The 14,053-nt window shown below is 54.6% G+C and carries 12 protein-coding genes and 1 pseudogene; all 13 read right to left on the reverse strand.

Going from position 1 to position 14,053, the window contains the following annotated elements:
• Positions 1-67 precede the first annotated feature (67 nt).
• A complete protein-coding gene (locus tag C6P39_RS05165) occupies positions 68-283 on the reverse strand; it encodes a transposon-transfer assisting family protein (protein ID WP_104803052.1) in 216 nt (71 codons plus the stop codon).
• 1 nt (position 284) lies between these two features.
• The gene (locus C6P39_RS05170; protein ID WP_104803053.1) at positions 285-3,197 is read right to left on the reverse strand and encodes a YodL domain-containing protein; all 2,913 of its coding nucleotides are present in this window, start codon (positions 3,195-3,197) and stop codon (positions 285-287) included.
• Positions 3,198-3,230: 33 nt separating this feature from the next.
• A complete protein-coding gene (locus tag C6P39_RS05175; RefSeq protein ID WP_104803054.1) occupies positions 3,231-3,518 on the reverse strand; it encodes an immunoglobulin in 288 nt (95 codons plus the stop codon).
• Complete coding sequence (locus tag C6P39_RS05180; RefSeq protein WP_104803055.1) at positions 3,518-5,614, reverse strand: type IA DNA topoisomerase; 2,097 nt, start codon at positions 5,612-5,614, stop codon at positions 3,518-3,520. The genes C6P39_RS05175 and C6P39_RS05180 overlap by 1 nt, the downstream gene beginning before the upstream one ends.
• Before the next feature lie 189 nt (positions 5,615-5,803).
• Positions 5,804-6,577 carry a DUF4366 domain-containing protein gene (locus C6P39_RS05190; RefSeq protein ID WP_104803057.1) on the reverse strand — a complete coding sequence of 258 codons (774 nt, stop codon included), beginning with the start codon at positions 6,575-6,577 and terminating at the stop codon, positions 5,804-5,806.
• Entirely contained in the window at positions 6,570-6,815 is a 246-nt protein-coding gene (locus tag C6P39_RS05195; protein WP_104803058.1) for a DUF4315 family protein, read from the reverse strand. The genes C6P39_RS05190 and C6P39_RS05195 overlap by 8 nt, the downstream gene beginning before the upstream one ends.
• A 17-nt stretch (positions 6,816-6,832) precedes the next feature.
• Positions 6,833-8,584: a C40 family peptidase gene (locus C6P39_RS05200; RefSeq protein WP_104803059.1), complete on the reverse strand. Its 1,752-nt coding sequence runs from the start codon at positions 8,582-8,584 to the stop codon at positions 6,833-6,835.
• On the reverse strand, positions 8,581-11,019 hold the full coding sequence (locus tag C6P39_RS05205; RefSeq protein ID WP_242986938.1) for a VirB4-like conjugal transfer ATPase, CD1110 family: 2,439 nt from the start codon (positions 11,017-11,019) through the stop codon (positions 8,581-8,583). The genes C6P39_RS05200 and C6P39_RS05205 overlap by 4 nt, the downstream gene beginning before the upstream one ends.
• Entirely contained in the window at positions 10,919-11,371 is a 453-nt protein-coding gene (locus tag C6P39_RS05210; RefSeq protein ID WP_104803060.1) for a PrgI family protein, read from the reverse strand. The genes C6P39_RS05205 and C6P39_RS05210 overlap by 101 nt, the downstream gene beginning before the upstream one ends.
• A gap of 20 nt (positions 11,372-11,391) precedes the next feature.
• Complete coding sequence (locus C6P39_RS05215) at positions 11,392-12,261, reverse strand: VirB6/TrbL-like conjugal transfer protein, CD1112 family (protein ID WP_104803061.1); 870 nt, start codon at positions 12,259-12,261, stop codon at positions 11,392-11,394.
• A gap of 68 nt (positions 12,262-12,329) precedes the next feature.
• Positions 12,330-12,545: a Maff2 family mobile element protein gene (locus tag C6P39_RS05220; protein ID WP_104803062.1), complete on the reverse strand. Its 216-nt coding sequence runs from the start codon at positions 12,543-12,545 to the stop codon at positions 12,330-12,332.
• Positions 12,546-12,716: 171 nt separating this feature from the next.
• Positions 12,717-12,932 (reverse strand): Maff2 family mobile element protein, encoded by a 216-nt coding sequence (locus C6P39_RS05225; RefSeq protein ID WP_104803063.1) that lies wholly within the window; start codon positions 12,930-12,932, stop codon positions 12,717-12,719.
• Positions 12,933-12,980: 48 nt separating this feature from the next.
• Positions 12,981-14,027, reverse strand: a pseudogene (locus C6P39_RS05230) (VirD4-like conjugal transfer protein, CD1115 family); the annotation flags it as partial.
• Between the last annotated feature and the right edge of the window lie 26 nt (positions 14,028-14,053).

The following is a 14,053-nucleotide window of genomic DNA, read 5'->3' on the forward strand; positions in this document are numbered from 1 at the left end:
GTTCAAACCTCCTTTCAGGTCTTGCCAAAAGAAAAAGGGCAGCTTATGCCGCCCTTTCCGGTCAGGGTTATTCGTCAAAATCGGGAAACAATTCCAACTCATGAAACTCTGCATCGCTCATGGAGCGCAGCTTCTCAAGGGCGGAATCTGTCAATGCCAGCAGTTCCGTTTCATCTTTGGCAAGTTCCGTCCTCATTTCTGTCAGGGCCGAAATGGCTCCCTCACGGGTTCCGGGGCTGTAAATACACAAAAGGTTCTGTTCCTCAAAGGTCAATGCGTTCATATCAAATCTCCCTTTCTGCGCTTTTCTTTGGCGCGGTCTTTTTTGTTTCCTGCTTCGGCTGGCTCTTGAGTTTTCCTACAACAGACGGTTTCTTTTCCTGTTCCTCCCGGTGGGATGCGGCGGCTAAATCCATGAGGGAAATCGGCTGGCCGGAACGGGCCTGCTGTTCCAGTTCCGAAACTGTGGGCTGCTTGGGGCCGTTGTTGATGATGCCGTCTATCATGCCGTAATCATCTTCGGTGGAGATTTCCGCCGCCTTCAGATAGTTCTCCGGCTTGATAAAATCCGGCACCGGTGCAAATCCAAAGCTGTCAACATAGTGACAGGATACCGCACCGGCCTGTTTCAGCACAACGATGTCGCTAACGCTCATGGATGGGCTGTGGTAATCAGCCGGATGTTCATTGTTGAATTTGTACCACAATTTATCTAAAGCCGCATCTGCGCTGTCTGTTTTTTGCAGCGGTGCGGTGTAGATCAGATCGTAATTCTCACGTTCCACCGTGCGGTCAATGGATGTTAGCCACTCCAATCCCTCAAAGCGGATGTCCCGCAGTCCCTCCGTGTCCTTTACCTGATAGATGGCAAAGCAGTCCCCATCATGGGAGAGAAATGCCGCTTCCCGTTCTTCCTGATGGTTCAGCCGGTCTTGGATCGTCTTGTCAAAATCAGGGCTTTCTTCCCATTCCTCACGGCTCACCGCAAACAGCGTACCCGTTGGCTGCGTGTTCAGTTCATCGGTGTCGAACAGCATTTCTGCGTTGCCGCCATCCAGCATGGCATAGACCGTAAAATCCTGTTCCAGTAATCTCTGCGCCATCTCTTTGGAGAGAGGGAGCATATCGCCGTCCAGATAGCCGGTCTTTTCAATATCTTTCTGTGTTAAGTCGGCATCCGGCATGGGGTACTCGTCCAGCGCCTGCTCCGGCGTTTCCGGCAGCATGGAAGCGGCCTGCGCTTCGGAGTTCTCCTCCATACCCAGCATGGCTGCGGTTTCTGCCATGAACGCCTTGGTATCCTCCTCTGTGAACTGTTCCGGCAGCTTGCCGTTCCATGTGCGGCGCATCTCGCCGTTTTCGTCCATTGCATAGCGGCGGGGCGCTGGCATAGGCTGGGCATCCTGCAATTCTTCCACAAGGGAAAGGTCAGCGGCTTCAATTTTTTCGGCGGGCATCCCATGAATGGCGAAAATCTCTTTTCGGGCTTCCATCAGGGGAATGTCCGGATTTGCCAGACAGCCGCCGTCCACTTCCAGCCTGCTTTTTGCATCGTAGATGGTGTAATCATAGCCCTCATCACTGGTCTGGATATGCAGATAATTGGCACCGTCCACAAGGAATAAGGCTTCGCCCGGTTCCTCCACTGGCGCTTCTTTATCCGGCTGGGCGGCCAGGTCAATGCCGCGTTCTTTGCAGATTTCCTTGAAGTGCCGGTCAATATCGGTAATCAGCCCGCTGGCGGTCTTGTTGATGGTTTCCAGGCTGGCTTTGAGTTCCGGTAATTCTTTGTCCTTGCTCCATGTAGCGATGTAGCCGAAGCTGTTCTCGCCGGTCTGGATGCCGTAATACTGGCAGACGGCATAAGATACGCTTTCGGCTTCCACCTCCTCAGTGTGGCGGTCTTTCGGCTTGGGCGGCTCTTTGGTTTCGTCCCCGGCAGCCGCCGCCATTCGTTCCTTTTCCCGGTTGTGGAGCAGGGAGTGGGTAATTTCATGCACCGCAGCGGAAACAGTCTGCGCTTCGCTCATCCCCTCGCGGATGGCAATGCGCTGGTCGGTCAGGCTGAAATAACCGTCCGAACCGTCATTTATGGGCTGGATTGCGATTGGCACGGGGGAAGTGCGGCGCAGGGCTTCCATAAAGACATCAAACTGCGCCACATTTCCGGAAAGGTCACTGGCCAGCTGGGGGAGCGGCTTCCCGTCCGTCTGGCTCACATCGAACACCTTCACCGGGCGGAACATGGGGATTTCCACTTCTTTTTCCTCGGTGACGATTTTCCCGTTCTTATCCAGCATGGGGGCTTTGGTATCGGGGTCAAGTTTCTGTTCCTCGACCTTCTTTTTGAAGGGCGTGGGCGCGATGATGGTAATGCCATGCTCGCCCTTTTTCACATAACGCTCAAATTGATTTTTCCATTTGTTAAAACCGGCTACCAGCGTGGCGTCCGGCTTCTGCAGATAGATCAGCATGGTGTTGTTGACCGAATAGCGGTGGAACCGGGACATGGTGGAAAGGTACTGCCGGTACTTATCGCTCTCAAACAGTTCCTTAATGCCGTCCTCGATGTTCTCAGTAATCTGCCGCAGGCGGTCTTTGTTGCTTAATTTTTCAGGCATGGAAAGGTTCCTCCTTTGCTCCATTTTTTTGATTTCGTTTTCACAGTCTGCAATCAGAGCCTTCTTCTCCTCGACGCTGCCGGAAATCAGCACATCAAGCAAATATCCCACATAATCCTTTTTCTGCACCGCTTCAACAAACAGGTCATTCCATGTTTCGTCCGGTGCAGCCGGGGCATATTCTGCTTCCCATTTCCTCAGCTGGTGAAAATAATCGGAAAGGACAAGGAAACAGTGCTGCTCCTTTTCCTTCCATATCTGTGCATCCGTCTTTTGCCGGATGTATTGCCTTTTTGCCGGAGCATGGCTGTCATAAGCCAGCCCAAAATCCTGTGCCAGCTTTTCGGCGGCTTCTTTCGGGGATAGATTATAGAGCTTGGAAGTGAAGTCGATCACATCGCCATCTTCCCCGCAGCCAAAGCAGTGAAAGCGTTTGTCCACCTTCATGCTGGGGTTGCGGTCATCATGGAATGGGCAGACCGCCATTCCGTTGCGTTTTACCTCAATCCCATACATCCCGGCGGCTTCTCTGGTTGTGACAGCCCCCTTTACAGCTTCAAATACATTCATAGCCACCTCCTGCCCCGGAAACGGTTACGCTGCCATCAATCAGGAATCCGGCTTTCCCCTGGTGCTGGCAGGCGGGCGGTACCCATTTGCCTTTGCCCGTTCGCTGGCGGCTTTCCTGCGTTCCTCGCTGTAAGGCTCCCTTACCAATACGCAGGCTTTCGGCACAATGAATTGCCGGTCACCGGTGCGGGCAATCTGCTCCGGGTACTTTTCCGTCAGCCGTTCCAGCTTTGTCAGCAGCTTCTGGTCATAGGTAAAGACCTCGGCGGTGGACTCTGCTTCGTTGTAGAGGATAATGGTTTCCTGCTCGATCCGGGACAGCTTCATCATTTGCCGCCTTTCTGGGCAAATTCCATCTTGAAATTCGTGCGCTGCCCGTCATCGTCCAGAACAATCACGGCATCATAGGTCTTGCCGGTCTTTTCCGAATAGCAGCCTTTCATCTGCACACGTCCATTTGCCAGGAGGTCTGCGGCAACCGTTTTTGTCAGCTGCTTTTTCTTGGCGGTAAAAAACCGGCTGTTTTTCCAGAGGGCAAACTGGCAGGCGGCGTTCTCGCAGAAAAAGCCCTGCTTGCTTTCCGTCACAATTCCCCCACAGCGGGGGCATTTGCCAACCACCTCACGGCCAGAGGGGAACAAGACCTCCGCGCCCTCAATGGCATGGTAAGTGGAAACCAGTTCTTTGAGCATTTCTGTGATGCCGCCCATAAACTCATCCGGCTCCAGTTCGCCGCGCTCAATCTCCTTTAAGCGGTATTCCCACTCTGCGGTGAGAAGCGGCGATTGCAGCTGCTCCGGCAGTACCGTGACCAGCGATACCGCGTCATGGGTAGGAAGCAGCTGGACGGTTTTCTTGGATTTCTTCCGCTCCACAAAACCGGTGGAAACCAGCTTTTCCAAAATCCCGGCGCGGGTGGCAGGCGTACCCAGCCCTTTGCGCTCGGCGTCCTCCGGCATATCCTTTGCCCCGGCAACCTCCATGGCCGAAAGCAGCGTGTCCTCGGTGAAGTGCCTGGGCGGCGTGGTCTTGCCCTCCCTGATGCAGGGCACTGTCACGGAAAATACCTCTCCTTCAGTGATCACCGGCAGGGCCTTGGCATCATTGTCGGCGGCCGGCTCCGGCGCATCTTTCAGGCTGGCACGGTAGCGTTCTTCAAGCTGTTTCCAGCCGGGGTTCTGTACGGCACGGCCTTTGGCGGTAAACGTATGGCCGGCACAGTCCAGCATCACCACGGTTTCCGCATATTCATAGGGCTGGCCTACGGCACAGAGCAACCGCAAAGCAACCAGTTCCAGCACGGCGCGTTCCCCAACCGGCAGCGCCGCAAGGTCGGTGGTGTGGATATTTTGGGTGGGAATGACGGCGTGGTGGTCGGATACTTTCTTGTCATTGATGACCTGGGCTGCGTTTACCCGGACGGCGCTCCCGCTGGCAAAGGGCATGGCTTTGGCGGTTGCGTTTACAAGCACCGGCAGCCCCTCCGCCATATCGGAAGTCAGGTAGCGGCTGTCCGTGCGGGGGTAGGTACACAGCTTTTTCTCATAAAGGTTTTGCAGATAGTCCAGCGTCTGCTGTGCGGTAAAGCCCAGCAGACGGTTGGCGTCGCGCTGGAGGGTGGTCAGGTCATAGAGGGCGGGCGGTTTTTCCGCTTTATCCTTGCGCTCCACTTTCTGCACCGTGGCATCTGTCCCGGCGCAGGCTTCCTGCAATCTGGCCGCTTCTTCCTTGTCCTTCAGCCGTTCGCCGGCGGCGGTAAAGTCCGCCAGCCCCAGCACCAGCGTATAAAACGCTTCCGGCTTGAACGCAGCAATCTCCGCTTCCCGCTGAACCACCAGCGCCAGTGTCGGGGACATGACGCGCCCGATGTTCAGGGTGCGGTGGTACAGTACGGAAAACAGCCGGGTGGCATTGATGCCCACCAGCCAGTCCGCCTTGCTGCGGCAGAGCGCCGCTTCATGCAGGCCGTCATAGTCCGCGCCGGGTTTCAGGGCTTCAAAACCCTGACGGATTGCACAATCCTCCATAGAGGAAATCCAGAGCCGCTGCATGGGTTTCTTACAGCCGGCCAGGTTGTAGACCGTGCGGAAGATTGCTTCGCCCTCGCGCCCTGCATCACAGGCATTCACAACGGTATCCACGGTATCGGAGTGCATCAGGTCGTGCAGCACCTTGTACTGCTCCTGTTTCTCCTTTCCCACCACGAACTGCCAGCGTTCCGGCAGGATAGGGAGGTCATGGTAGTTCCACTTGGCGTACTTCGGGTCGTAGGTTTCGGCATTGGCAAGTCCGGCCAGATGCCCGATACACCAGCTGACCAGATAGCCTCCGCCCTCCAGATACCCTTTGCGGCGGGTGTCCGCGCCGATCACGGCGGCGATACTTTGTGCGACAGATGGTTTTTCAGCGATTACCAGCTTCATGTTGGTTCCTCCGTTCTTTCAGATATTGGTTTAGTTCCCGCTGGCAGATGCCAAAGCAGCGCTGTCCGGCGTTGCCGCATCCGTAGCAGGGATGGCTTTCGGGGAGAGATGCCAAAGGGCGGGAGCGCTTGCCCCCGCCGCTTGGCTTTTGTGTCATCATGCGTTCAAAGGGGCTGTTGGTAAATTGGGTCAATCCTCTTTATCCCCCGCCGCTTCGTTGTTTTCAGGCTCCGGCGTTTCGTCCTCGCTCTCCCACGGGGCGTCCTCGGAATCCTCGTCCTCATCTTCGCCGTAATCGTAATCGTCCAGATCCGCATTGCCCTTAGTTGTCGGCTTATTCTTAATAAGTTTGATGTAAGCAAACACGCCGCCACCGGCAAGGGCAAGCAGAAGTACCACAAGCACCGCCGGGTTCATGCTGCCTGGCTGTTCCGGTTCCTCCGGCTCCTCGGCCACGGGTTCCTTTGGCTCCTCGGTGGCCACTGGCTCCGGCGCTTTCCCGGCGCACTCGGTCATGTCGGCAGCGCAGACGGGGCAATCCATATCAATGGAACCGGCAGCGCACTTTTCGGTACAAGTGCAGGCGGCCGGTTTGTTTTCGGCTTCCTCGGCCAGCGCTTTCAAATCATCGGTATCCACCGGGTTCAAGAAATAGGTCTTGTACTGTTCCTCGTCCTCGCTGACCGGGGAATCGTAGTCGATGACCAGATAGAAAACATTGCCGTCCCGGTCGGTAATGGTGATGAACTGCTTGTTGGTCGCTTTGTCATAGAGCAGGTCGCGGGTGGAAATATCGCTGTCCTCGGAAAGCGGCTCGCCGGGTTCGGCGGTTTCCTCCGGCACCGGCTCCTCTGTGGGTTCCACATAGTCCGGGCCGCCGGCGAAGGCGGTGGTGGAAAAGGCGGTCAGGCAAAGCCCCGCCGTCAGCAGGCCTGCCATAAGGCGTGTTTTGAATTTATTCATAGGTTTCTTCCTCCGTTTCTCCAGCCATTGCCGCAGGACGGCTGGTATCCAGCTTCTGAATCAGGGCAGACAGGGCGGCGTAGTCCAGATGATGCTCATGCACCAGTTCCAGAATGTCATTGTTCTTGATTTCCGTGCGCTGCTTGTCAAGTTCCCGCTGGCGGGCCTGCAGTTCTGCAATCCTGGCGGCGTTCTTGTCATATTCAGCGTTGATTTTTTTCAGTTTCGTGTTCGTCATTGCTGTGTTCACTCCTTTCACGGCAGACGGGCAAAGGTATAGAAATGCGCCTGCCAGTAGCTTGTATTGATGGATGCGTAGGAAATCGGATCTCCGCAGTGGATCATCATGGAGTTGCCAACATAGATACCCACATGGGATGCGCCGCTGGTGTCGTAGGTTCCCTGGAAGAAAATCAGATCACCGGGCCTGGCATTGGCGGAGGATACCGGGGTGCTGATGTCCAATAGCCCATTGGCGGTCAGCCTGCCTACATTCCAGCCGGAATGGTTGATGACCCAGCTGACAAAGCCGGAGCAGTCAAAGCTGGTGGAGGGGCTGGCCCCGCCCCATACATAGGGGTAGCCCAGATATTTTTCCGCTTCGCTTATCATGGCGGCAAACTGTGCATCGGCCAGTGCTTCGGGCGGCACATCATAATCATTAAAATCCTCCCGTCCGGCTGCATTGGGGTACTGGTCTGTGGGGAACAGGTCAGGACGGTTGCCGAAGGTTGCCATATATCCCGCATACAGCCCCAGCCTGTCCTCGTCCAAAAAGTACACTGGCAGGCGGGACAGGTCAAAATTCTCCAGCTTCACATGGCAGATGTAATAGTCGTATGGCACTTCCACCTCATACTCGTATTCCTCCGTTGTGGTTTCGCCAGTTTCCGGGTCTGTGCTGCTGGTCGTTCCTGTTCTTGTTTCAGTACGATACCGCACTTCCACTTCAATAGTCTGCGTCAGGGTATATTGCCGGTCAAACAGTTCGGATAAGAAGCCCTGCGCCTGTGCAAGCGTCCATTCTCCCTCATAGTAAGCGGTCAGCAGGGACACCAGCACATAAGGGTCATGCTTAATGTCATCCAACTCATACCGGTACTCATCATAGCCAGGGTGCATGGTTTCGTAGTGATCGACCTCATACTGCAAATCCGCTTCTTTGGCTGCATAGGCGGCTTCGGCTCCCAGCATATCCTCATCCCGTGAGGGGTAGGAGGTAGAGGTCAGCGTTGTGATGGTGCTTTGGAAGATGACCGAACAGGAGGAAAGCCCGCCCATCAGCATGGCGAGCAGCAACAGCAATACAACGGCAATCAGGAAACCCTTCTTGTGGCGGGCGATGAACTGCGCTGCCTGTTCGGTTTTCGCCGCGGCGCTTTTTGCGGCTTTGCCGGTGGCCTGCGCCGCTGACGATGCCGTGGTTCCGGCACCCTGTCCGGCGCGCCTTGCTGCGGCATACTGTTTTTTAATCGCCTGCTTTTGCTGCCAGCGGGAAACAGGGTTGCTGGCAAGCTGGGGATTTTCCTGCAAAGATTTCTGGTACAGCACATTCACATTGGCTTTTTCCAGCCTGCGTTCTGCCTTTGCCGCCTTTCGGTATGGCTTCAGACGGTGGGAACGGTAGCCCTCCCGCATCAGCCTTACGCCGGATTCCGCCGCTTCCTCGGATTTATGGGCGCTTTCCACGCCCACGTTGTCCTGTTCGGATTTACGGATTTCCCGATGCAGCTTACCCGCCGCCATGTTGCCCGGTGCGTCACGGGCGGCATGGGTCAGCTTGGCAGGCGGTCTTTTCTTATCCACCTCCTCGAATTTCAGATGGACTTTTTTCTTGCCGGTTGCCGCATCCACTGTTTCTATTTTGGTTTTTATCGTCTTTTTCGGGATTTTCGCCTGAGCTGCGTCCGCCTTTTCTGCTGCCTGCTCCGCTTTGTGAACCGGCTTTTTCAGCACAGGGTCGCTGCGTTCGGCATCGGTAAACTGCAGGCGGGGTTCTTTTTTCACGAAGATACCACCTCCTGCGGCTTGGTGGTCATAATGCGATACAGTTCGGTGTTCTTCGGGAACCGGTCTACAAACGGCAGAATCACGCTGCCATAGAACAGCAGCCCCTCCCCTTCACCGGAATGGGTCACATAGGACAGCTGGTGGGTGGAGATGTTCAGCTGCCTGGCAAGAATGTTCCGGTCACCGCCTGCCTGGTTGAGCATATACACAAAGTCAGAGTTCTCAAAAATGTTCTCCACCTCGCGGCTGGACAGGAGGTCTTTGACATTCTGCGTGATACCTGTCGGAATCCCGCCCCATTTCCTGAACCGCTTCCAGATTTCCACCGTATAGCTGGCGGTCTGTTCCTCTTTTAAGAGAAGGTGCATTTCGTCAATGTAATAGCGGGTGGATTTGTGGGCGGCGCGGTTGACTGTAACACGGTTCCACACCTGATCCTGCACCACCAGCATCCCGATTTTTTTCAGCTGCTTGCCCAGCTCCTTGATGTCATAGCAGACAATGCGGTTGTTGATGTTGACGCTGGTCTGGTGATTAAACACATTCAGGGAGCCGGTTACATAGATTTCCAGCGCCGTGGCAATGTACTGTGCTTCCTTTTCCTCCTGCCCGCGCAGCAGGTTGTACAAGTCCTCCAGCACCGGCATATTCTCCGGCCTGGGGTCATTGAGGTAGGTTTGATACACCAGACGCACACAACGGTCAATGATGGTTTTCTGTACCGGCTGCAGGCCGTCCTTGCCGCCGGCAATCAGTTCGCACAGCGACAGGATAAAATCCGATTTCAGCGACAGCGGGCTTTCATCGTCAGAGTAGTCAAGGTTCAAATCCATCGGGTTGATGTAGTCCGTGGAGGTAGGTGAGATTTTGATGACCTGGCCGTGCAGGCGCTGAACCAGCGGCGCGTATTCTGCTTCCGGGTCGCAGATGATGATGTCGTCCTGCGTCACCAAAAAGGCATTGGAAATTTCACGCTTGGCAGAGAAGGACTTACCGGAACCGGGCGTACCCAAAATCAGGCCGTTGGGGTTCTTTAACAGCTTCCGGTCAACCATGATGAGGTTGTTGGATAAAGCGTTAATGCCGTAGTACAAGGCTTCCTTTCCGGCCTGAAAAAGTTCCTGTGTGGTAAACGGTACAAAGATCGCCACGCTGGAAGTGGTAAGGCCCCGTTCAATTCCCACCTGGTTTAAGCCCAGCGGCAGGCTGCTCATCAGGCCCTCCTCCTGCTGGAAGTCCAGCCGGGTCAGCTGGCAGTTATATTTCTGCGCGATACTGGACGCCTGAAAGATGTTGTTGTCCAACTGGCGTTTGGTATCGGCGGTATTCAGCACCAGGAAGGTCACAAGGAACATCCGCTCGTTACGGCTCTGCAAGTCCTGCAGCAGTTTTTTGGCTTCGCTGCCATAGGTGGCAAGGTCGGAGGGGATGATGTCCATGTCATACCCGGCGCGGACGGCTTTTTTCTGTTCCTCAATCTTGGCACGGTCAAGGTCGGTGATTTTACGCTTCACCGTCTTGATGGCTTTGACCTGATCTAAGGACTGAATATGCAGGTTGACAATGACGCTGCTCTCCATATCCAGAAAATCTGCCAGCATACGGTCGTTCAGTTCCGGTGCGAGGATTTGCAGGAAGGACACCGCCCCCAGCTTCCCGCCCATGGAAAAATGCTTTCCATTTTTGAACGCAAAACTGGTGGGCGCAATAAAGTCCTTGGTGGAAAGGCCGGAGGGCACAAGCCAGTCCCATTCAAACCGGAACGGCTGCTGCCCGTCCATGCAAAATACGCTGTGCATCTGACGCAGGCGTTCCCGCCCGTCCAGCACCTCCGCAGCTACTCCCATGCGCTTGAAGTTGTTGAGAATGTCCGTTTCCACACGCTCCAGCCGGGGCTTTGCCGCCTGGACACCGTCGGCGTCAATGCCAAAGGTCAGGTACTTGGTTTTAATCAGCCCGTTGTTCCCCCTTGCCAGCTGGTTTTGCAGCATTCCGGTATATTCCTCACGGATGGGGTCAAAATCATCCCCCTGTGCCGGGATATTGATGCTGCTGGCAAAGGTATCGTCCGATGCCACCAGATTGAGGAAGGACAGCTGAAATTGCACCGAACTGTCAAAGTAGTTGAGAAAATCACACCACGCTTCAAAGATGGCGGTCTTGTCCTCGTTCTGGCTCAGTTGGTAATTGATGTCCTGAAACTGGATGGTCTTGGTGTAATGGGTATCTGCCACACGGCAGATGCCATCGGGCCACATCCGCTGATAGGGGATGCTGTCCTGTGCGGACTGCTCTTTTTTATCGGTACGGTTTGCCCGCGCAATGGCGGCTTCAATCTGCTTTTTCTCTGTGCGGGTCAGTTTGCGCTTCGGCCGCACCGGCTTTTCTTTCCGGCCGGGGCCTGCGGCGTGGTTTCGTTTTTTGGCAAACAATGTGATGCACCTCCTTGTCAAGCTGTTCCTGCCGCATCAATACGGCATAGAAATTGTTGGTTTTGTAGGGGCGCTGCTTGGGGCGGATAAAAGCAACGCGGATGATATTCCCAATGATTTTTTCTAATGTCTGGCCGTTTTTCTCATACATGGCCAGCATAAAAAACGGCAGCATGGCAACCACCATACACATGGCGGCGGCGCTGTTGCCAATGGGGGTTTTGAGTAAAAAGAAAAGCGGGACGCCAAACAGCGCGCCGCCCGAAAAGCAGACCAGCTGCCGTTTCGTGAGATTGAACATGACCTTTGTTTTTACTTTGGTCAGGTCTTTGGGTACGGGTACATAAGCCACTTGAAATCCTCCTTTCGCGGTTACGAGGCATGAAACACCGATTTTGCAAGGCTCCCCGTCTTAAAGAGCGTGAAGCACAGCAGCACCGTATAGCCCATGCAAGTCCAGATTGCCTTGATGATGTCGGTTTCCGTTGCAATGTTCTGTACCAGCACGGCATAGATTGCCACGCATACAATGATGAGAAATGCCTGAAAGCCCAGCGCAAATAAGCTGCGCAGGTACCCTTGCCCCATCTGCCCCCATTCCCGGTTGGTTATGGTGGCCATTGGGATCGGCGCTACGGAAGTCACCAGGTAAATCTCTATCATACGTCCGTAGATGACGATAAAAATGCAGATAGTCAGCGCCCACATGGTCACGCCAACGAACAGGGACTGGAACCAAAGCCCGAACAGCGGGCCAATGTCCATCTCCATCAGGCGGTCATGCAGGTTATCGACAACCGAAGAAATGTCGATAGCGGTATTGCCGACAATCACGCCGGACGCACGGCTTACCACGCTCTGCGCCATATCAAACACACCCATGACGATATTCCATGTGTTGGTGACAATCAGGATTGAGCAGGCAGTTTTGAAAATCCACTTGAAAAACATCCAGGTGTCCACATCATTCAGGTTGTTTTTATCGGTAATCATCTGGATCAGTTCCAGCGTCATCACCAAAGCCAGGATCAGGCCGGCAATGGGCAGGATCACGGTTTCCGACAGGTTCTGTATCATGTTGAAAATGCCGCCGTTCCAGCCCTGTGGGGTCTGCCCCGCCTGTGTGGAGATTTCCCCGACTTTTTGGTTGACCGTATCAAACATCCCGGACAGGTTGCTTTCGATGCCGCCTGCAAGGATTTCCTTCAGCCATTGGGTGATTTGTTCCTTGATATAATCCACTTAACTTTCCCTCCTTTCTTGCCCCGCCCGCATGGCACGGGAGGGGCAGAGGATTTTTTGTACAGAGATTAGCTGAACAACCCGGACAGCAGGGGCACAAGGGTCATGCCGATGAGCGCCACGCCGCCGCCAGCCATCAGCTGTTTCATACCCTGCGACTTCGCGCCGGGGTTATCGTTGCCGTAGCCTTCCATCAGGTTGATTGCGCCCCAGATACCAAGGCCGGCACCCAGCGCCACAACGAGGGTCTGCAAAACGGTTACTGCACTGTTGAAAAAAGCCATATGAAATACCTCCATGTTTTCTGCCCTTGCGGGCAATCTGTGAGAATGTGATGTAACAAAAGCCGCACGGCGGCAAAACCGGCAGGCAAACGGCTCATTCAAAATGGTTGGGGAGCCTTCCTGCGTTCGGCATTTGCCGCGCGGCCATTTTACGGGGGAATCCGGCGCTGTTTAGCTGAACAACCCGGACAGCAGCGGCACAAGGGTGATGCCGATGAGGGCGACACCGCCGCCTGCCATCAGCTGTTTCATACCCTGCGACTTCGCGCCGGGGTTATCGTTGCCGTAGCCTTCCATCAGGTTGATTGCGCCCCAGATGCCAAGGCCGGCACCCAGCGCCACGACAAGGGTCTGCAATACGCCTATTGCACTTGTGAAAAAAGCCATGTTCAATACCTCCATAATGTTGTTGGTTGACAGAAAAAGACGCAGCCCTTAACCGGGTGCGTCCGTGGAAGTGTCTACCTCGTAAACCTCGTAGACTTCATTGGGTTTTGGTTTCAGCCGGGTGGACAGGAACGCCTCAATGTCAAAGGCATTTTTGCTGTCCGCATCGGCTGTGAGATGGTAATTCGGGTGCTTTGTGATGTCGTATTTATCCGAAAAGAACGGACGGACACCGCGCAGCTGCAAAATGCACTTGCCGCCGTCCATGACAGCAAGTTCGTCCTGGCTCATCAGTTCTTTGCCAAGTTTCTGATAATTTAAGCTATGAGAAGTTTCCCGCCCACGGCTCTCGCCGGTGTTATAGGTATCAATCGTTTCCTTGCCCAGCACCGCCGCCAGTTCTTTTAGCGTGGTCGGCTCTTTTCCGCCGAGGAATACCGAGCAATCCATATTCCCTATGATGGTGTCAGCATTGTCCTTGTAAATAGCTTTCAGCTGGCTTTGTGCCTGCAATACCAGACAGGCGGAGATTTCGCGGCTTCGGATGGTCGCCACCAGCTTTTCCAGCTTTGGGATCTGGCCGATGTTGGCGCACTCGTCAATCAGGCAGCGCACATGAACCGGCAAACGCCCGCCATATACATCATCTGCCTTTTCACAGAGCAGATTGAACAGCTGGGTGTAGCACATGGAGATCAGAAAATTAAAGCTGTCATCGGTGTCGGACATAATCAGGAACAACGCCGTCTTGCGGTCACCCAGCGTATCCAGTTCCAGTTCGTCATAAGCGGTCACTTCCCGCAGCTCCTGAATATCAAACACCGCAAGTCTGGCACCGCAGGAAATCAGGATGGATTTTGCGGTCTTGCCCGCCGCCAGTTTGTATTTCTTGTACTGGCGCACAGCAAAATGGTTGGGCTTTTCCGCTTCCAGCGCATCAAACATCAAATCGACGGGGTTCTTAAATTCCTCATCATCCTCCCGGACTTCCATCGCATTGATAAACTCAATCAGCGTGGAGAAGTTCTGTTCTTCTTCCGGGGCTTCATAGTGGATATAGCCGATCAGCGCCACATACAGCAGCGTTTCGGCCTGTTTCGATAGGTAAGCCTTTGATATAA

Origin of the sequence: Blautia marasmi, from assembly GCF_900258535.1 — a bacterium.
Classification (GTDB): Bacteria; Bacillota; Clostridia; order Lachnospirales; family Lachnospiraceae; genus Blautia; species Blautia hominis.